This window comes from Blautia sp. HCN-1074 (genome assembly GCF_037890165.1).
In the GTDB taxonomy this organism is placed as follows: Bacteria; Bacillota; Clostridia; order Lachnospirales; family Lachnospiraceae; genus Blautia_A.
Genome location: NZ_JBBKBP010000006.1, coordinates 79976 through 100670 on the forward strand (window position 1 = coordinate 79976; position 20695 = coordinate 100670).

Annotated in this window: 20 protein-coding genes; 7 read left to right on the forward strand and 13 right to left on the reverse strand. The window is 35.3% G+C overall.

Going from position 1 to position 20695, the window contains the following annotated elements; genetic code table 11:
* Positions 1 to 322: 322 nt before the first annotated feature.
* A complete protein-coding gene (locus tag WKT11_RS07255) occupies positions 323 to 1540 on the forward strand; it encodes a MarR family transcriptional regulator (protein WP_055154206.1) in 1218 nt (405 codons plus the stop codon).
* A complete protein-coding gene (locus WKT11_RS07260; RefSeq protein ID WP_015526878.1) occupies positions 1540 to 2073 on the forward strand; it encodes a hypothetical protein in 534 nt (177 codons plus the stop codon). The genes WKT11_RS07255 and WKT11_RS07260 overlap by 1 nt, the downstream gene beginning before the upstream one ends.
* A gap of 315 nt (positions 2074 to 2388) precedes the next feature.
* On the opposite strand, the gene WKT11_RS07265 is transcribed toward WKT11_RS07260, so the two are convergent.
* The 7 genes from WKT11_RS07265 to WKT11_RS07295 form a co-directional block, all read right to left on the reverse strand.
* Positions 2389 to 2907, reverse strand: a complete 519-nt coding sequence (locus tag WKT11_RS07265; RefSeq protein ID WP_054338129.1) for a ClbS/DfsB family four-helix bundle protein — start codon at positions 2905 to 2907, stop codon at positions 2389 to 2391.
* Positions 2908 to 2960: 53 nt separating this feature from the next.
* Positions 2961 to 3377: a DUF3788 domain-containing protein gene (locus WKT11_RS07270; RefSeq protein ID WP_054338130.1), complete on the reverse strand. Its 417-nt coding sequence runs from the start codon at positions 3375 to 3377 to the stop codon at positions 2961 to 2963.
* Positions 3378 to 3427: 50 nt separating this feature from the next.
* The gene (locus WKT11_RS07275; protein ID WP_054338147.1) at positions 3428 to 3757 is read right to left on the reverse strand and encodes a DUF1648 domain-containing protein; all 330 of its coding nucleotides are present in this window, start codon (positions 3755 to 3757) and stop codon (positions 3428 to 3430) included.
* A 181-nt stretch (positions 3758 to 3938) separates the two neighbouring features.
* The gene (locus WKT11_RS07280; RefSeq protein ID WP_114002467.1) at positions 3939 to 4706 is read right to left on the reverse strand and encodes a hypothetical protein; all 768 of its coding nucleotides are present in this window, start codon (positions 4704 to 4706) and stop codon (positions 3939 to 3941) included.
* A 148-nt stretch (positions 4707 to 4854) separates the two neighbouring features.
* Positions 4855 to 5397: a hypothetical protein gene (locus WKT11_RS07285; protein ID WP_054338131.1), complete on the reverse strand. Its 543-nt coding sequence runs from the start codon at positions 5395 to 5397 to the stop codon at positions 4855 to 4857.
* Positions 5378 to 8488: a type 2 lanthipeptide synthetase LanM family protein gene (locus WKT11_RS07290; RefSeq protein ID WP_118062079.1), complete on the reverse strand. Its 3111-nt coding sequence runs from the start codon at positions 8486 to 8488 to the stop codon at positions 5378 to 5380. The genes WKT11_RS07285 and WKT11_RS07290 overlap by 20 nt, the downstream gene beginning before the upstream one ends.
* Before the next feature lie 54 nt (positions 8489 to 8542).
* Positions 8543 to 8716, reverse strand: coding sequence for a plantaricin C family lantibiotic (locus WKT11_RS07295; protein ID WP_114002469.1), 174 nt, complete (start codon positions 8714 to 8716; stop codon positions 8543 to 8545).
* 400 nt (positions 8717 to 9116) lie between these two features.
* Here WKT11_RS07295 and WKT11_RS07300 point away from each other — a divergent pair, with 400 nt between their 5' ends.
* From WKT11_RS07300 to WKT11_RS07320, 5 genes are all read left to right on the forward strand, one after another.
* Positions 9117 to 9647: a DUF5697 family protein gene (locus tag WKT11_RS07300; RefSeq protein WP_054338136.1), complete on the forward strand. Its 531-nt coding sequence runs from the start codon at positions 9117 to 9119 to the stop codon at positions 9645 to 9647.
* Between the two features lie 7 nt (positions 9648 to 9654).
* The gene (locus WKT11_RS07305; RefSeq protein WP_025579351.1) at positions 9655 to 10320 is read left to right on the forward strand and encodes a DUF6100 family protein; all 666 of its coding nucleotides are present in this window, start codon (positions 9655 to 9657) and stop codon (positions 10318 to 10320) included.
* A gap of 253 nt (positions 10321 to 10573) precedes the next feature.
* A complete protein-coding gene (locus WKT11_RS07310) occupies positions 10574 to 11566 on the forward strand; it encodes a hypothetical protein (protein ID WP_226824572.1) in 993 nt (330 codons plus the stop codon).
* The gene (locus WKT11_RS07315; protein ID WP_118062078.1) at positions 11556 to 13562 is read left to right on the forward strand and encodes a VirD4-like conjugal transfer protein, CD1115 family; all 2007 of its coding nucleotides are present in this window, start codon (positions 11556 to 11558) and stop codon (positions 13560 to 13562) included. The genes WKT11_RS07310 and WKT11_RS07315 overlap by 11 nt, the downstream gene beginning before the upstream one ends.
* Positions 13563 to 13587: 25 nt before the next feature.
* Positions 13588 to 14517 (forward strand): RNA-binding protein, encoded by a 930-nt coding sequence (locus WKT11_RS07320; RefSeq protein WP_117942325.1) that lies wholly within the window; start codon positions 13588 to 13590, stop codon positions 14515 to 14517.
* 424 nt (positions 14518 to 14941) lie between these two features.
* Here WKT11_RS07320 and WKT11_RS07325 read toward each other — a convergent pair whose 3' ends face one another.
* The 6 genes from WKT11_RS07325 to WKT11_RS07350 all read right to left on the reverse strand — a co-directional run bounded on the left by WKT11_RS07325 (position 14942) and on the right by WKT11_RS07350 (position 20568).
* Positions 14942 to 16321 (reverse strand): B12-binding domain-containing radical SAM protein, encoded by a 1380-nt coding sequence (locus WKT11_RS07325; RefSeq protein ID WP_118064627.1) that lies wholly within the window; start codon positions 16319 to 16321, stop codon positions 14942 to 14944.
* 16 nt (positions 16322 to 16337) lie between these two features.
* Positions 16338 to 17750 (reverse strand): methyltransferase, encoded by a 1413-nt coding sequence (locus WKT11_RS07330; protein ID WP_173819807.1) that lies wholly within the window; start codon positions 17748 to 17750, stop codon positions 16338 to 16340.
* 151 nt (positions 17751 to 17901) lie between these two features.
* Complete coding sequence (locus tag WKT11_RS07335) at positions 17902 to 18240, reverse strand: SdpI family protein (RefSeq protein WP_117942321.1); 339 nt, start codon at positions 18238 to 18240, stop codon at positions 17902 to 17904.
* An 87-nt stretch (positions 18241 to 18327) separates the two neighbouring features.
* Positions 18328 to 18522, reverse strand: coding sequence for a hypothetical protein (locus tag WKT11_RS07340; protein WP_117942320.1), 195 nt, complete (start codon positions 18520 to 18522; stop codon positions 18328 to 18330).
* Positions 18523 to 18618: 96 nt separating this feature from the next.
* Entirely contained in the window at positions 18619 to 19458 is an 840-nt protein-coding gene (locus tag WKT11_RS07345; protein ID WP_117942319.1) for a PqqD family protein, read from the reverse strand.
* 9 nt (positions 19459 to 19467) lie between these two features.
* Positions 19468 to 20568, reverse strand: coding sequence for a radical SAM/SPASM domain-containing protein (locus WKT11_RS07350; protein WP_117942318.1), 1101 nt, complete (start codon positions 20566 to 20568; stop codon positions 19468 to 19470).
* Positions 20569 to 20695 lie beyond the last annotated feature (127 nt).

Below are 20695 nucleotides of genomic sequence, written 5' to 3' on the forward strand. Positions count from 1 at the left end.
CCGCTCATCTTTTCTATTACATAAAAAAACTCAGATAATTTTTGTTATCTGAGACTTAATAGAGGTGCCACCCGGATTTGAACCGGGGATAGAGGTGTTGCAGACCCCGGAAAAAAACCTCGGAACCCTCTAAAACTCTAAGGTTTTCCAAACTGTCCACCTTATATCCACCCTAATTTTCATGTTGCTTTCATGCCATATCAGGTATTTTACTGTGCCAAATCTATGCCACTTAGCACCCCTATGGGCATATTATATACATTTTAGTATCTTTCGTCTACAATTATTTTACTACAACTACAATATTATATGGAGGTTTATCGTGAATTATCAATTAGAATTAAAACAAATTGTGGATTTTCCACGCTGCCGGATTTACCGGGAATTTATACAAACCCTTATGAAAGACAGAAGCATCCGTACCAACGGAGGTTCCTGTCTTTTTTATTTTCTCATTTTATGTTCTTATGCAAATTACAGCTCCTCTTATCGGAACATCGAACACCTTACTTACAAAGTTGTTCCTGGCGAATGGATCTGTTCTCTTAAAGAACTACAGATTCACTTCCGCCAAAAATTCCAGCACCAGGTCATATCCATACTGGATACCCTGGTTGAGCAAAACCTTTTAACCTACTCACTGCACGAAAAAAATAAGATTATCCAATACAAGATCAAAGACTGGCCAAAAGATAATACTGCCCTTTCCTATAATTACCCATGCAAAAAAGACATCGGGTTTTTCTTTTTTCCAATCGCAGATGTTCATAAACTAATCGGACTGGGAAAATGTTCAGAAATGGATGCTCTTTTGGATCTTTGGATTCATGCAGTCTATAATGATCCATCTGTGCAAGGCTCTGATGCCGGTCCAGTAGTATATTTTCGCAATCAGACTGGAAATCCCTTGTTCAGTTATCAGGAACTTGCCAGACGTTGGAAACAGTCGAAATCTTCTGTATCCCGTCTGCTTAAAAAACTTGAAGATACCGACATGATCACACTGATTTCCTATTCCGGGAAACATGGTAGCATGGTATATCTGCGTAATTATCTGTCCGTTATGTTTAATATCAGTGATGTCATGATTGATAAGGAGGAAATTGCCATGAAAATGCAACTGCCAATACATATAACCGAAGATACCTTGCCTGACAAAAACAATTCTGAATGCGTTTCAGAATCTATTACTGACGAACAAATCATCGTTTCACAGGAAGGCTCCTGCGTTCCAGAATCGCACATCAAAGTCATTGTTCGCAAAGTCGCTGAAATACTGGAAATACAAGGCATTTCTTGTTGTAGATGCCCCAAAACAAAGTATATATTATCTCCTTTATCAGCCTGCAAGGATAGTATATATCTATATTCACTACGTATTATCTGCCCCTGGGGGAAAGCAGCCTATCAGTTTGAATTAAAACTAAAACCGGAAAATCACGCCGTCACCAACGTCCCAGGGCATACTCCGCCTCTGCAGCATACCTTACCTGCCTTCGCTGAAATCCCAGAAGTTCTGTTGAAAGGAGGGGTTGTATAATGGCAAAGAAAAATCACCACCCTGTTTCTGCTGAAGTAGAAAATAATCCGTTGTACCATGATACCTATAAGCTGCTCCGTTGTTACCGGGATTCTACTTATAGCCTGATGGTTGCTGTCCGGCAGGTGGAAATTCAATTCCAACTGGAATACAACACCAGTGTAGACGAATTTCTAGATTCCATCTATGCTGCAGGAGCAGATCTGGGAGACAGCCAGATTGAAGAATGGGCAAAAAGCATTGCCCGCAGTAACAAAATGATAAAGCTGCTTCTCTCTTCTGTGGATCTGCTCCGGAAAAATCATAAGCATGGGGAAGAATATTACTGGATATTATATTACGCCTTTCTGTCTCCCCATGAACTGAAAAATACAGAGGAAATCCTGGAAGAGTTGGAAAAGCACGTTCCCAGTATCTCCTACCGGACGTACTACCGAAGGAGGCAGGCTGCTATTAACGCTCTTAGCAGCATACTATGGGGATTTTCTGCAAAGGGGACACTGGAAACTTTAAATAAGTTTTTCCCAAAATAAAATCGACATTTTCCATATAGGCACTCATAATTGAAAAAAACAAAGGAGGGTGCCTATTATGGATCAATTATCAAATTTTATATCCGAATATCTCAAAACATGTGAAACCATAAAAAAGTTAAATTCCAAAACCATTAAAGCATACCGTATAGATTTATCACAATTTCTTACCCTTTGAATCTGAATAATGTTTGTCTCTTTTATTTTATTAAAAAAGTGCATATCCTGAAACTGAATATGCACTCCAAATAGCATTATATATTTATTTTCTTTTGCACAAAAAAGCACGATATTTTCTAAAACTCTATCTGTGTGTCAAAGTAAAAGCTTCTTCCACTTCCTAATCTTTGTCCGAAATGTTCCAAAAGGGGCTACTGTATTTACATGAATAAACTTATAAACTTCCCATACTGCTGTTTTGGTAGCTTCATCTGCCCACTTTCTTTTATGTGGTAAAAATAGCTCCTCTTCCGTCATAGAATCAATCATTGTAAAAATTTTCTGTATATTATCATCCAGCATGCCCATTAGTTCTTTTAGAGATAAATGGGCATAGGTATCGGTAAACCACTGATACAATTCCCCCAATTGATTCCACTTAAAACCATCCGATGGTGTTTTCACTGGAAGTCCAGCCTGTTCATCATTTTCCCATTTCAATACTAATGCGGTCCACCCAACCTGATATGCAAGATTTTCTGCAGGTGTTCGATCTACCTCCATACATTGTTTGTCCTTCAAGGATTCCGGGATATCCTTAAACTCTGCAATATATTTGTCGTAAGCCCTCTTGATTTCTGCCTTTAGTTCCTCTTTATTTTCATACGTCTTCATCGTTTACCTCGCAGTCTTCCGTCTTTACTCCTTGTTCCACACTCCAAAATTGATTATCCCCTGCGAATTTCAATAAGCTGAAGTACATCCGCAAACATTTCTCCTTGATCTTCTAAATCAATCATAAGCCATTTTTGTCCATTTCCCCATCTTGTTTTTTCATAAAGTTCTCTTAATTCTGGGGCACAGTCGCATAAAATATTCTCAACTGCTTCTTTTACTTTTGAACCAATCACAACCAGCACTGTGAAATACCCTTCTCTTGGATATATCGTACACAGGCTTTTCCCAGACTTTTTAAATTTTACATTCCAACCACGTTCTAAACTACAACGGCTAAATTCTATTTTTTCATGGCACCTGTACTTCTTTTTAATCTCGGAACAAAATTTCATAAATACTGGATTTCTAATATATGCCGCAAAATCCTCTAAGATCGGAATTTCCTCTTGATTCTGCATATCAATCATGACCATTCTCCTTTGCTCTTTATAGAAACTGGAATTTTTTGTTGAAACACTTAAACAAATGAAGCATAAATAACATAAATTTCTGCAATCAAAACAATTCCGAGAACGCCATCTATCATCAAATTATACTGTATATCTGTCAAAAATGTTTTTGAATGTGTCAGGAAATATTTAATGTTTTCTTTTCCAGTCAAAAGTGTAATTATGATTAACAAAATAGGAAATAAAAAAATCTCTACCTTATTTCCAAAATCATCTGCTATCCCATTTGCAAAATGAACAGGAATAATCTGAGGTAAGAAAAACACGCTTACTATTGCTAATAAAACACCAATACTGCAAATTCCCCATGTTAATTTTCTGCTTCCTACAAGTTTCATAAAAATGCCTTCTTTCTGCAAAATTTAATTTTATATTTTTTCTCTTGGCTATCCCTATTTCTCCACAAATCTAATAATATGGACTTCAGTATATCATATCATTTATATCGCATCAACATCCAATCTTGTGAGGTACATTTGAAATAATTCCGGCTAAATACTCCTTGCTGTCTTGCCCCTTCTACTCTGTATCGGATTTCTCTTGATCTGCGTCTTCTCTTTTATTCCTCCTTTTCGTTAACCTGTTTTTCACTTCAACCAACCCTACAAAGGCAACAACCACTGTAGCCATCCCCATTCCTATCCCTGAAGCAATATCATTGATGATATTTTGAGCAGGAGATAACGCCCCTACCAGTAAAACGCCATATACCATCGCAAATAGTAGAGCAGAAAGAATGTCTTTGACCTTACGTTCACGAAATGTCTTCTTATACTTTTCCTCCCATTCTTCTTTCATACTTTGCAATTCTACTTTCCCTTTTTTCCCATCCTCTAATAATAATGTAAAAGGTACATAAGCTCCGATCAAAACGCTAATTGTTATATTTGGAATTTCTAAAGCCATTTTCGAAGCATCACGACTTGCAATAATAAATCCCGATATGCAGGCTCCCACATACGCCATAAAAATATAGCGTTTTTTTTCACTTATCCCCAAATCATTTTTTTTAAAACATAAAGAAAACAGATAGTCCATAGCCCAAATCAAAAGAAGTAATAGCACCGCACATATCACAGCATTAAAATCAGCCTTTATGAGTAACGAAAAGCATATATAGGCATACGATGATAGGAGCATAAGAAAAACATAAACAAGTTGCTGTATCGGCTTCTTTATTCTGTTTACAAATTCAAAAACCCAATATTTCTCTCTATAAATACAATAAATAAAGCCTGCCGTAAGTATCATACTGATAATATAAGATATTATTAAAACTCTCTCCATGTATTTCTCCTTTGTAAAATCTGTTTGATATAACCTATTTCTTATTTAGATAGATTCGTTAACTATGGAGGGACAAAACATTGCAGCTAAATATATTTTCTACCCTATATATCTCAAGGAATATGAAAAATCATATTCCCCAATTATTCTACCATCCAACACACCTACCACTTAGGTCGTAACTGTGCATTGGTAATTTCATCAATGATTCTTCACCATGTTCTGAGAACACAACCACTGCTCCTCTTAGTGAAAATTCAACTAAAATTTCCTCTATAGTATGATTCCAAACATTTTCAAACATTTCATGCAAAATAATAATGTCTGCTTCTTGAAGAAATGCCACTAATATTTCTAAGCAGTATCTCTTAGATATATCCAATCTGCTAACCATTTCGTCTTTACAATCGGACAACTTCCCCATTCCCAGAAAGCCTTCAATCACATAATCTTTGTTTATAATTGAACCTACATTTCTCTCTATATACCGAGATACTGTAACATTATCCTCTGGCTTCATGTTTTTCAGTTCAACTTCTTTTATGCTTTTTGTTGTTCCATAGCATTTTATAATGTCTGTTATCTTACGCTCTTGTTTACTACTACAATTATAAAATCCAACTATGTCTCTCGAACTTATGCGGAACAACCCATCTTCTTCATCATTTTTACTAAACTTCATTTCTATCATATATTCCCTCAACTCCTATAAGCAATGGTAATTTGGGCATCTTATATTTTAACAAAGCATAAGCGATTCCTGATAAACCAGTCATAAAACCTGGATTGTATAATTCTGTTGGTAATATATTTTCCTCATTAAGGAATTCCAAAATCTGTTCAAATCGAGAATCACAAATGCTTCTTACGTGCTTATCATCAAAAATTTCTGCATATCTTTTTAAAATCAATAAATTTCCCATGTTTCCATGGCATAGGCAGAAACCTGCATGTAACCCGTCTTCAATTAATTTATTTTTAGCAAGGCTTATATCTTTAATAGCTTGCTGAAGCAATGCAGTTTCTCCTAAATTCTTGATGGCATTATATAAGGTTAATCTGGATAACAGAATACCCGCAGCTCCATGGCACCACGCTATTGGTTGACTCTTATGCTGATCAACCTCTGAAAACTTTCTTAAATCAATCCAATTATTATCCTTTTCTGAGTATAAAGAATTTTCATATTCTACTAAACTTGAAAGGATATCTAAATATTTTGTTTGTGGATATACCTCATATAATCTTGAAAATAGTTCTATAAAACCACTGTTTCCATGTGCAAATCCCGCCAATACTTCAGGAACCACCTCTGATTTCCAACCAACTTTTCCATTTTCAGTAATCATATTCTCTATCAATTGTTCTGCTATTTGTATAGCTTTTTGTAGATAAATAGGCTTTTTTGTTTTTCTATACATATTAATCAGAACCAAAACTATTCCCGAATTTCCCGAAATCATATCGAACAAACGATCTTCTAAGATAAGTGTTTCCATACAATTTAGCCACTTATCGAAATATTCCTTATACTTGATATCATCATATATTTCATATAAAATACCCAACGTATATAAAATCGAACCTTCGCCGCTAAAGATTCCTGTATTAAAGTCTTCGATATTCTGTTCCCCTTCACTTATAGTATCAATATACCTCAACAAACGATTATCTAAAACCTCACAAATCTTATGATATTTTCTGTCATGGTATATCCATTCATATAAATGGAATACCAAATTAATCCCAACCGTACCATCATATAATGTATTCGGTAATGCCTGGATCATCCACTGATTTTCTTTTATACCAAATAATTTTACGCCAATCCAATTAACGTCTGCTCCATCTTCGCTATAAATCGCATTTGTTCCTATTTTATCTAGCAGCTCTTTTGCCAATTCTTCTGCCGTTTTGGCCATATTACTATAAAGATCTAGTTTTAACCTTTTATTCTTTATTTTCCTTGTTCCTGCATTCTCCATATTAAAAGTAATTTTAATATATTGCGTCTGTTGTTCTAAATTCTTATAGGACAAATTCTGTATATTTTCCTCAATTTGCTGCAAAGCTGGCTTACTAAAGAAATCCTTTACTTCTCTGCCATCCCAAGTATAAATGTTTTTTTTACTTCCACGAAAATAAAAATACGGTATATCACCACTTAATAAATCTTCAATTTCATACTCAATAAGAGATCTACTCCTTTGATTTTGAAGATTTCCATTTGCCAATGAATAAAAAAATAAATTTCGTGCTCCTCCATCCACTAATAATTCAGGATGATATGAACTACTCAACACAATTGCATACTGTTGTGTATTTCTAATCAGATATCTCACCTCTAATTCACCATATTGTTGTATGATTCTTAATAGTGTTTCTGTATTTTCCATTGCACCTAAGTATGCACTTTCAAATCCCTGGATAATTTTATCTGCAAATTCGGAGGGTTGAATAAACCTTCCTTTTAGCATTGCCAAATTGTGATTTCCTTTCGATACTGGATAATCATAGACAACCCTCATGTTAACCGACTTCGGATTGATAATAAAGGGGATTTTTATCGGGAATTTTTGTCCTTCTTCTCCACTAATGGCACTCATATTGATTCCTGTATCTCCTGCGTTATTCCATGAATAAAAGGGGAGTATTCCTGAATACAACACCGATTTTCTTAAAAGACTAGCCACTTTTTCTGCTGCACTTTTCCCATTATTCTCTTCTATATTTCCTATAAATGTTTCCGCATCAATAATAACTGGATATTCATTGCATGCAATGAGATTTTCAAAATGAATATCTCCTCCTTCCAAAAGATAATTTATAAACAAAATAATCCCTATTCTTTGATAATATCTTGAAAGTTCTTCTATAGACTTACAATCTCTTTGTATTACAATTTCGCACCAACCATACATTTCTTTATCAAGTATAGAATACTCATAACTTCCCAAATTACATATTCTATAGAAATAATTTGTAATCTCTTGTAGCTTAATCTCATTTTGCAAACTTCGTGGTTTATATAAAATTTTATCTCCCGATACAAATTCCACACAAAATACTCTTCTCCCTTTTTTATGCGAATCAGAAAAATCTGTCGAAAGATGGTTTACGACAAATCCTTTTTCAGTGATATTAAATTTTTTCATTAAAACATCTGCATCTTTCTCAATGCGCTCTATCACTTCTTTGTAAATATCTATCGCATTTTGTATAATTTCATTTATCCTTCTTTCTAACACTGGATAAAGCGAAAATAAATCATTCAAATATTGTTTATCCTTTAAAAAATGGTCGATATAATATTGATACTGTTCAGATTCATTTCCCCTTAACACGCCTTCTTGTCCACATATATGCATTTCATAAATTAAAGTTCGGATACAAAGATTATTAAGCGAATTAAACAAAAATTGCTGAAAATCAAATAGAATCGATTCATTGATATATCGTCTTTGTATAACTATTTCTCTAAGCTGTCTATTTGCCTCTTGCACAAAAGGATCATAAAATGCTCCGAAAACCATTTTCTCACCCTCATGCCTAAACGCCTTTTTGTTCAAAGACAATTTCACAAAATTTCGTGGTTGACTCTTCTCGTGGCTACTAAAAGCACAATTATTTATAAAACCAAAAAAATACTCAAGGTGGTTTTTCTTTACATATTGTAATCCTTCCTCCTTCAGTATTTTCTTCCAATACTCTAAAGACTCCATATTTATTTCAGACGGAATAGCATCATACACTCTTTCAGATAAATAACTAGATTTTTTCATGTTATCTCCCTTTCTCTTAATCCAGGCCCTAGTTCTAAAATCATCTTTGGTTAATTAGCAACAAGCAAGTGTAAAAATACTTCCGCATTCAACAGAAATTGTGCAAACCACACCTGATGAAGCTAAACTATCAACTTTGTTACTTGTCAAATCTGCTGCTTCTAATTCTGTCAAAAGATCTCCAGCCGGGTTGTTATATTTCATATTTGTTCTGTCAAATTTTCTCATAATATCCACCATTCCTTTCTTCAGAACTAGGGCCTTTTGATACCTAAGTATCTTGATTTTTATTATATCCTATCTCCGAATTTCGTCTTTATTTTTGGTATAGATTGACATTTTTTCTTCCTAATTGGTTTTCAACTGTCTTTATCATTTCCTAAATATGCCACAACTTGGCACACTTCTGCGATTGAAGGGTAATTTTACCCATGTTACAATAGGTATTGCTTATAGTATTCCTATTTTCCCCAGCACCTTAATCGGTGCTTTTTTTGTACCCGTAAACCTTTCGCTGACAGTAGCCAATACTTACACAGTACGTACAGCGTACTTCCCCTAAAATAAAACGTATTCTGTGCGTACAGTGTAAGTAAAACTTCCTATTATATAATGAAGGGAGATTACCATGAAAACAAGAAATGAAATCTATCAAGGGGAAGGTGCCCAACTGCTCCGGTTCATTACAACTTACCATTCGTTGCAATATGAACAGGTCTTACGGCTCTTTTCCAAAAACAGAGAGTCTATCAAATCTCTGATCACAAGTCTGGTAAAACAAAAACGCATTATCTATGATAAGGAGAACGGGCTTCTCTTCGACAGCCAGGAATCTGCAAACAATCCTGATTATGGCATGATTGCATCCTTTTGGGTGCTTTTGGACTTCAAAACAGCCATTGTGTACCATACTGACGGTGAATTTCCTGTGAAACTGAACTTTTTCTCTAAAGATGAGTGGTATGAAGTCCTCTATGTCCCCCAGGAACAAGAATATCTTATCAATCATGTCATGGAAAGCCAGACAAAAAGCGATGCGAAACGGCTGGTTGTATTAGAAACAGAAGAACAGGCTGCAAAAATTCATATCACAGGCGTGATTGCCTTTTGCCTTGTAGACTCCTCTACCGGATCTGTCAGCTATTATGCAAAGAAATGAGGTATGTATGAACACCAAAACTGTTTTTGACCGTTTACAGAGCATTGATGATGAAGTCCAAAAACTTCACAACACTATTTTTGCATTGAAAACAACAGATATTCAAGCGTATGCCGACAAATACGAAGAGCTGAGTATCAGTGCTGCCCTACGTTCTGAAAGGATTGCCTGCCAGCTCAGAAATCTGGTATATACCACAACTGACACTGGAAAGAAAGACTATCTGAAACAGGCTGCGGCTGTGCAGGGAATCAAAATCTCTTTTTCAAATAGTGTTCTTTCCATTACCATGCCAGGACTACTGCCCAAACGTAAATTGCGAACCAACACCGCTTTTCTACATGAGCCATTAAACCTTGCCTTGCAGACTTATGTGACAGAACATTCTATTCCGTTATATAAAAGATGTGTGGTCTGTTTTAGTCAAATTTATGACCAGAGCCTTTCTTTACAACGGATACGTGATTACGATAATTTGGAGTTCAAACAGATTTTAGATACTATCGCTTCCTATGTTCTGGTTGATGATACGGGACTCTTTTGCGACTCCTATCACACTACGGAACTGGGGAATTACGATCACACCGTTATCTTTGTAATGGAACCGGAAATCTTTCCTGGCTGGCTGAAAGATAGAAAAGAGTCTATCAAAACCATATCGGAAATTTCCTGATATTTTTCTTTCTTTTTCCGATATGGGTAATTTTTCTGCAAAGAAGCCATATTCTTTGCATTTTTTATGCTTAATACCGCCCTTACTTTACCCAAGTATAGGCTGTCATAGGTAAAAATCGAACTGAGGTGATGCTTATTTGATAAAAACCGATTCTATAAAATATCAGCTTTTGGAAATGGTTGGGCTATGTGGGGAATTCCCTTCCGGACAGCTTAACAGATTGATTGAGAGTGATTCCTATGCAGAGAAGGTGGTTACAGATTTAAAGCAGAGTAAGCTTATAAGAACACACTATAAAGATGGCCTACGAGGTTATCGCCTTACCAAACGGGCAAAAGAACTGCTGCTTTCGCAAAATCCCTGTCGTTTTCAAAACTATTTAACCGGAAATGCAGAAACCAACCTCATACGTAGTGAATTACCAAGACGGCTGCGACTTCATCAAAAAGCAGAAACCTATTTAACGCTTTCACATGCCGGAATCCCATTCTTTCCAGATGAAAAGCCGCTGCTTTTTTCTGAATCCAGCGAAGCGGCTACGTTTCCTGTGCGAAGCCTTCCTCTGTTTTACTCTTCCAGAGAAATAAAAAATCTTGGAGCATCCACTACAAAAATCAAAAATTCCCGTTGTATAGGAATCCTGATGGCTCCTCACTGTGTCTATGCTGTTTATAATACCGGAAATACACTTCTAAAATGGGAATACAAAACGGAAGTCCGACTCAATGCTTTTTTGCAGCACTATCTTCAGGGACTTCCTTACCATGGGCCACCTACCGTTTATGCCATCATGACTGGCAGTGATATGGATATGGCTTTCCGGCTCCTTACCAGTACCGGTGGATACAAAAAAACACTGTTCATGCTGGATACTTCGTATGAACACTTCTATTTCCTGCCCAATAACAGCTACGGAGAATACCTGCTCCGTTTATTGGTACAACCCCAGCGTATGATGCAGCTCAATCAGCTACTACTGTCCGACTGTTTTCCCCAGCGTGAGGATCTGCCAATTGAACATGATGGAATAGACAGCCAGGAAAATCCTATTTTGCTTGCGTATGATTTTGACATGCAGCGTATCAACCGCTTCAATACTGGATTAAATGTATATGGGCTATCCGGGAACCTGATTTGCTTTGACTTTCAGCTTCCCTGCCTGAAAAAATACCTAACTGCAGATATACACTTCTCCAGCATTGATTTTCAAAAGTTTAAAAGGAGGTTTTTCAATGAACCGTAAATGGTGGAAGTTCCTGTTTTTGCTTCCCATAAGCGTCTGCACTCTGTATGCCGGAGGATACGCAGCACAATTTATTAAAAACTATCAGGAATGGACTTCTGCCGGAAACTTTGCCGGCAACGGAACCTATCCGCAAGCAGCTTCTTTACACCCATTGGTCTGCTTTCATACCGCCCTTACCGATTTCCCATACAATTTGTATGGGATTTTTCTTTGCCTGGTTCTCTTTGGGCTTCTTACTTTTTTACTTATGCGTATGGGATATGACAGAAACGGGGAAATTAGTGACCATGACCGGAACTTAAATTACTCTACAAAAGGAACCTACGGTACATCCGGATTCATGACTCCAGATGAAATGATGAAAGTTTTGGAACTGACCGGAGATGTCAAGAAAAATAAAGGAACCATTTTAGGAAAATTAAATGGCAAAGCCGTATGTCTTCCATATCAAACACGAATGAATAAAAATATCGCCGTGTATGGTGCCAGCGGTTCCATGAAATCCAGGGCATTTGCCAGGAATATGATTTTCCAGTGTGTCGCCAGAGGGCAGGAAGGCAACAACGCTTCCGGGGAAAGTTTAATCATTACCGATCCCAAAAGCGAACTCTATGAAAGCATGTCTGCTTATCTGGAAAATGAGGGCTATGTAGTAAAAGCATTTAATCTGGTCAATCCGGAAAACTCGGATAGTTGGAATTGTCTGGGTGAAATCAATGGACAAGAAACGATGGCTCAGGTATTTGCAGATGTCATTATCCAGAATACAGGTTCCGGAAAAGGAGATCATTTCTGGGATAATGCGGAGATGAACCTGCTAAAAGCCCTGGTTCTCTATGTAGATCAGGGCTTTCCGCCGGAAGCCAGAAATATTGGACAGGTTTATAAGCTGCTGACCATGAGTTCCGAAAAGGAGCTGAACAGTCTTTTTGATCTGCTCCCAGTGTCCCATCCAGCAAAAGTTCCTTACTGCATCTACAAACAAGCCAGTGATACCGTGCGAAGCGGAGTTATTATCGGATTGGGTGCCAGACTTCAGGTATTTCAGAATAAACTCATTCGGCAGATTACCTCTTATGATGAGATTGATCTGACACTTCCAGGGAAACAGAAATGTGCTTACTTTTGCATTACCTCAGACCAGGACAGCACCTTCGATTTTTTATCTTCCCTGTTTATGACCTTCATCTTCATCAAACTGGTCCGTTATGCAGATAAGTATGGAGAAGAAGGAAAACTTCCTGTTGCTGTACATATACTGGCTGATGAGCTTGCCAACACCGGAGCTATCCTGGAACTGAATAAGAAAATCAGTGTAATCCGAAGCCGGAATCTCAGCATTTCCTGCATCTTTCAGAATTTGCCCCAGATGCAGAACCGCTATCCTTATAACCAATGGCAGGAAATCATTGGCAACTGTGATACCCAGCTCTTTTTGGGCTGCACAGATGAAGTTACTGCTACCTTTATCAGCAACCGCAGCGGCGATGTGACCGTAGGGGTAAGCAGCGAAGCCAAGCAGCTCAATAGCTGGCGGGTATCCGACTATACACCGGAATACCGGCAGACAAAATCTATCGGCAAACGAAAACTCTTAACACCAGATGAAATCTTGCGGCTCCCGCTTGATACTGCTTTGGTTATCCTACGTGGGCAAAAAGTCCTAAAAGTAGAAAAGTACGATTATACCCTGCATCCAGATGCCAAAAAGCTGACACCAAGAAAAGCATCGGAACACATACCTGAATGGCGCAAAAATGGGTCTTCGGAAGAAACAGAGTATCGACCACAGCCCTCACCCGGATCAGCCAAAAGGAAACGCCGTTCATCTTCTGCGTCAATAGCAAAACAGAAACCACATTTTACATCCGAACCCGTTTATCAGGAACCTACTCCCGATGATTTTATGGAGGATTTCTTTCAGGAAAATTTTATAGAAGATTCCCCCGAATCTGGCATGGTTCCTTTAGATAAAGATTCCATCATGTCATAACACATTTTGAAAGGAGATAACATTTATGGCAAACGAAACAATGAACCTGAACACCCCTATTTTAACCCTTGACTCCGATACTGTATTAGAAACTGCTCAATCAAAAGCGGATTTAATCTGGCATGACATCCAAAATGCCTATCGTACCCGGAAAATTCTCACCGGCATTCTGGGCGGTATTGAAAAGACCGAAGCCGGCAGCTTAATAGCAATTATTTACTATAAGGATTACCGGGCTGTCATCCCTATCTCGGAAATGATGATCAATCTGGTCCAAGATGAAGCCCATGACTACGGTGACATTTCCCTCCGCCAGAATAAGGTTCTGAATAATATGCTTGGCTGCGAAATTGATTTCATTATCAAAGGTCTGGATACCAAATCCAGAAGCATCGTTGCCAGCCGGAAAGATGCTATGCTGAAAAAACGTCAGATTTTCTATTTTGATCAGGACTCTTCCGGGCAGACTAAAATCCATGAAGACCGTATTGTACAGGCCAGGGTCATTGCCGTTGCTGAAAAAGTAGTCCGGGCAGAAATCTTTGGTGTAGAAACTTCCATCCTTGCAAGAGATCTGTCTTTTGACTGGCTGGGTGATGCCAGGGAGCGATTCCAGGTAGGGGAACACATTTTGGTACGTATTCTGAACGTAGATGGAGATTCCCCTGAAACGCTCTCCATCCATGCAGATGTAAAAAGCGTGGAAGGCAACACCAGCAAAGAAAATCTGAAAAATTGTCGGGTACAGGGAAAATATGCCGGAACGGTGGAAGACATCCACAAAGGAACTGTTTTTGTCCGGTTAGAATTGGGCGTCAACGCCATTGCTCATAGTTGCTACGACAGCCGCACCGTTGGAAAGAAAGATAAGGTGTCCTTTGTTGTGACACATATTGATGAAGAACGGAATGTTGCAGTTGGAATTATCACTCGGATTATTAAACAGAATATTTAACATCAAGATGGAGTAAAAAACTATTTTCTATCATTATGAACGATAAAAGGATAAAATTGGAAGTTACTCAAAATTAAGCACCTACGTCTCAAACTAAAATAAAGTAAAACGCTTGCATCTATCATTTTAGGTGCAAGCGTAATTAAGGAGAGTATGGGCTTTATCCTGTTTCAGGCATCTGCTATGCAGGTGGAAACAACGGGTTATTCACCCTGAAAAACCCAAAGCCTTAACTGACTGAATTTTCACCAAAAGTTATCAAACAAGCTCTGGAAAGTTGCCAACATTTCTCTTATACTCTTCTCGTTTTAGACTTCCCCAACTTTTCGCACATTATAAAATATTTTCTTGTCCCTATTATATAACCTCAACTACAACTCATAAGAAGTATAGATTAAATCTCTATTAAAAAATCATTTGAATATTACTCTAAATCAAACAATACTCCAGTATATGCTAATCGTATCCCTTTATTTGCATAATATTTTATCAATTCTTCAACAGCTCTAATATCCTTTATTTCAATATTAGGATGTGTTTCCATAAAATATTCTCTATTAATAAACCATAATGGATCATCAAATATACTTTCGTTAACCTCTATTCCATAGTTTTGTCTTTCATCCCACAAGTCAGAAGGCATTAACCACAACCAATTAATATTTGCTAAAATTTTAAAATTATCATATAAATAGGCTGCTGTAAAAATTGTACTTTTTATTTCCGTAATTGTTTCCCAAGGAAATCCTATAATAAAAGAAAAAAAAGCTTTGTCTTGTAGATCCAACTCATATAAATGTTCCGCACATTCCTCTAACTGTGCTATAGTAATCCCTTTTCTAACTTTTTTAAGCCCTTCATTGTAACCAGCTTCTACACCAATTTGAATATTATCTATAATTTTCTCGGGAATATTTTCCAAAAATCCAACCTGCATTAAATCAGTTACCCTAGCCTCAAATGATATTCTTAGATCCAAACTCTTTTTTGAAAGTAAATTCAAAATATTCTTAGCTCTTTTAACATCTGCCGTAAAACAGTCATCGACAAAGTATATTTTCGCATAATTACTTTTTGTTTTTTCTTTTATAGTTTCTACTTGAGACATAATATTATTTACAACATATTGCTCCGTCAATCCTCTCCATATATGTTTGTACAAAACAGAACAAAAAACGCATCTAAATCTGCAGCCTCTAGAAGTTTCTAACCCTATACACCCATAACTATTTTTAGGTACTTTAGAATAGTCAACGTTTTTAATTTCCTGCAACTCCTTGATTTCCATTAATTCATTTTTTACAGTTTCTACTACTTGTTCCCCATCATAAAACACAATGTTGGGAATTTTTTTTAACTCATTATAATTCTTTACATTTTGTATTACACTTACAATATTCTTTTCTCCTTCTCCTTTCAAGGCTATTAAATACGGCATACCTGTAATTATATATCTTGCAAAATAAGATACATGAATCCCTCCTACACAAATAGGTATATTGGGAAACTCTTCATGTATTTGTTGTATCATTTCTTTGGTTACACCCCAATTCCCCGTTGTAGCAGAAAACAAAATAGCATCATACTCTTTATTGTCAAATAAATTTCCAATAAATTTTTTAGCTTCTACATTCGTATCAAAATATTGTGACCTAGAAATTATGGACGGATCCACAATATCCACCTCAATTCCATTATCTTCTAAAATGGTAGCTAAATAATAAAGTGCCAGTGGTGGCATTGAGCGCATTCCAATTGTATTACATTTTGGATGAACCGGCAAAAATAAATATAATACTTTCATATATTCCTACTCTCCGCTAATTTCTATTGCATTTTTCAATAATGTTTCTTGCTTTTAAAGTTCCACACGCTTCCGCTAAGCTTTCTATTGCTTCTACTCTTGGCAAATAGTTTGCTACATTCTTATTTTCTTCGCAAAGTTTTTGATATATTTCTTCTATTGTCAATTTACCATCTATCTTTTTTATAAATGTTAATGTTGCATCATCTAACTGCGCAATTATTTTTCCGTTTCTACAAATGGCATAATATTGGGGAAACTTTTGGATTTGAAAGTCTTTATTATTTTTTAAAACTGGAACATCATCTTTTGACCATGTGGTTGTCATATTGATGACTTCTATGCTTCCCTGTGCCGGCTGCGTTCTTTCTACTTTTAAATAATAGTTATACACAGAAGTCGCATTAACTTTTTTTATCCAGTCTTTATATTTTTCAAACAATTCATCAGCATTTTTACCATTCATTTTACCCATATTTATAGCAACATAAGATGATCTTCTTAAATGTGCCTCAATTGAGAATTTAAAATCTAAAATCACCGTTATTTTAAAATCATTGCCTAATTCTGTACGTAACTCATCTATTAAAAACGGTTCTTTTTCTGTCCCTATTGCTTCTCCTACCATATATGCTCGCCCATTGATATTTAAATGCCTTTTATACCCCCGTATAATATTCAATGTAATTTCTAAACCATTTTCTCCCCCATTTCCTGCTATTGGAAAATTCCAGTCTTGTGGCACAGCAATAAAAGGTGGATTTACATATATTTCATCAAATGTTGTATTACCAAGATTTTCATATAAAGATCCTTCTTTCACTCTTACCTTATCCTCAACATTATTTAAAACAATGTTAAATTTTGTAAAGGGAATTGTTTTATGATTAATTTCTACCAAGGTAACACTATTAGCCTTATTAGCAGCACAAATTCCTTGAATTCCACTTCCGGCACATAGGTCTAAAACTTTATCTACTCGTTTAGATGTTATATTCTCTGTTAATCTATATGTATCCATGCCTATATAAACAGATGGATCCTTTATCCTGCAATTAGGATTATTATAAGGTAATCCCACTAAAAAATATTTATCCAAAAAGGAAATTATAATATAACTGTCCGTCTGAACATAACCATCACTTTTTATAACAATCCCTAATTCAATCAATAAATTCAGGAACTCGGTACCAATTGTATTTTCAATCTCATTTAATTCAATCTTATCTCCTAGCAATAATAATTTCAACAATACTCTTTTGTCTTTTTTTAGCTTTAACAATTCTAATTGAATATTATCATATTCATTTGGTAAGGGATTAAAAAAATAATTCTGATGCTGCCTGATTTTTTGGTTTAATGTGTCATAGCAAGTATCATCTAAATAATTTCTTAATTTTTTAATTTTTTCTATATTTATTCTTATCATTGTTTTCTCCTTGTCAATCATGTTTAACAGAATCTCTTAAGCAAAATAGTCCTATATATTCTAAACTCATTTTAAAGAATAAGACCTTTGATTTACTTTTCTCTGCATTACAATTTATCTTATAATTATTTATACATGCTTATAAAACACTTCAAAACTTTCTAATTTTTCTTTCGATTTTTCTAATCATTAAAACACACATAATTATTTGTGCCATACAAACCCATGGAGTAATAAATGAACCTATGCTTTCATATCTTAATATAATATCAATTATACTTGTTAATATTAAAATTACAAATCCATATCTAAACATAATTTTACCAGCATATATATTGGCTTTCTTAAAAATGGTTTCATTTTTCATTGCCGCAGGTGTCCTCCAACCAATCCACCTATTTTTTTTTGGCGTCTTTGTTTTCATCCCCATTCCTAATCCAACAAGCAGAATTGGAATGCAAAGTGTGAAGAATATTTCTAAATTACTCATAATTATCTCCTTTTCTACTCAGAGAGAGTTAGAAGAACCTCATTTCAATAATAATATTCTGTCTAAACTCTCTCCACTAGCTCACCATCATTTCACTGTAAATACAGCTCCAACAACTGCTAATACTACTACTGCAACACCTGCCAATGTTGCAACAGCCGCATTTGCATATCCTATAGCATTGGCTACGCCCTCAGCGTTTCCTACCCAATTTGTATTGGCTGCTACAGATCCTCTCTGTCCATCTTGAGCCAAACTGTACATTTCCGGACTTTCATACATACGTATCACCTCCTACTGAAAAGTATTTATGGTTAATATTCCTCACAATCAGTAAGGTATTACCATACTATCGTTTAATTCGTCCAAGGAACAGACTTAATAAAAATAATCGTATATTAGTACATCTTGTCCAATTGTCAGTTCATCTTTTAATTCTGCTACTTTAATAAAAGATAATTCTATTAAGCTCTGAATAAGCTCTTTATATATCTCTGTATCTTTATTTTCAAAACTAATACGTATCTTTTTACTATCCTTTTTCACCTCATTTTTATAATTGATTAAAACACTGCCAATAAAATCTTTTAAAACTTGCTGGTTGAAACTCTTCGTTAAAACTATCTTTCCTATAAATGATGTTTGATTTATGTAAACTTTTCCATTTACAATACTAATAACTCCATAGATTTCATCCTCTTTTCTAAGTAAATAATAATCTTCCACATACATAAATACTTTTGCACGAATACTGATTGCATTATACAATTCTTCAGGTGTATTATAATCTCTCATATCTAAAATAGTATCTTGATCGTTTAAAATTTTATAAATTAACTTTAAATCACCTTCACTACATCTATATATTTCAAAATCATTTATTCTTTTTATGTCGTGTCCTTTATACATTTTTTCTACTCCTCTCACTTTAATAATTTCTCGCCTTTCTCCCTCATATAAAAAAGAATACACATCGTTCTCTACCACGTCCTTTTCTACCTCTGGATATTTTTGTATCATTAAATTTATTATTTCTTCTACTGTTCTCTTATTATTTATAAATTCTAAGATTTCCTTTCCTTGCTCATTAATAATAATAGCATCATCGTATGTTTTACCATTTTGAATTATCAATTCACTGTTTTTTAGTTCTTCTCTAACAAAAGCATTTTTAATCCTTTTCAAAACTATGCAATCTTTACATTTTCTATCAAACATCTTTCTCTCCTATTTATATAATTTTTCAAGTGTAAATTCTTCAAGATGATGCATTATATCATCATCTACTAAATCTATTTCAATATTATCTTCATAAAAAATTTTCGGCAGCTCTTGTAAATCGTATTTCATATCTTCTATACAAACCACAAACTCCGCAAGTTCTCTAATTACAGGAATATCCCAAACTTTTCCTAATCCTGCTTTCCAATAATCTTTTAGAGAATGTCTTTTTAGATTTCCCACTGTTACTGGAATATAAGCTGAAGCTGTAAGATTGCCATCTGACTTTATCTCTGAAAATATATTATTTTTAAAATTTAATGTAGTAAATCTTCTGAGATGATCTAAAGGATCACTCCAATCTATTCTAAACTTGTTATTATAATCTCTCTTAGCGTTAAATCTTTCGATATATGCAACTAATTCTCTATATTCCTCTTCCGATGCAAATAATTCACTTTTTCCTTCAACCGCTTTTCCCAATGGCATCAAAGGCTGAACTTTAATTTCCCTTAGATTTTCAAATTTTTGAAGCAATTCAACTACCTCTGGAAATTGCTTGATATTAAATTGTGTCGGACTAAAAGCAACTGCCGAGGAAATTCCTGCATCATCAATAAAATTTAAAGCATCCAATACTTTTTCATAAATTCCATTAATCCCTCTCATACGTTCATGCGTTTTTGCATCTTTTCCGTCCAGACTAAGTTGTATATGTGTAAGACCAGCATTTCGTAAACTTATTACTCTATCTTTAGTTAAAAACCAACCATTTGTAACCATTGCTATATTCGGGACTCCACCATTTTTTAAGACTTCTGTTGCTCGCAAAACTAAATCATATTTCATCATTGGTTCGCCTCCACAAAAGCATGTAGAAAATGGTTTTATCACTGCTATTTCTTTAAATATTTCTAACATTTCTCTGTCTGAAATCTCGTTACGCAACAATCCGTTCCCACTCCTATTAAAACAATGCAAACATTTTGCATTACATTTATTAGTAATATCTATCGCTATGTGTAATGGTCCTGATAAAATATCACTTTTATCAAATTCCTGGAACCTATTTTCTTCTAAATTTTTATATTTATAATATTTACCCATCTCCCATTATACAGATGCACAATACATCTTTCTCCTTTCCACTACTTTAGTGTTCTAAATTTTATATAATATTGAATTATTCATAAAGCCTTGCAAATGTTTCACTTTTCTACACAATACTAAATGC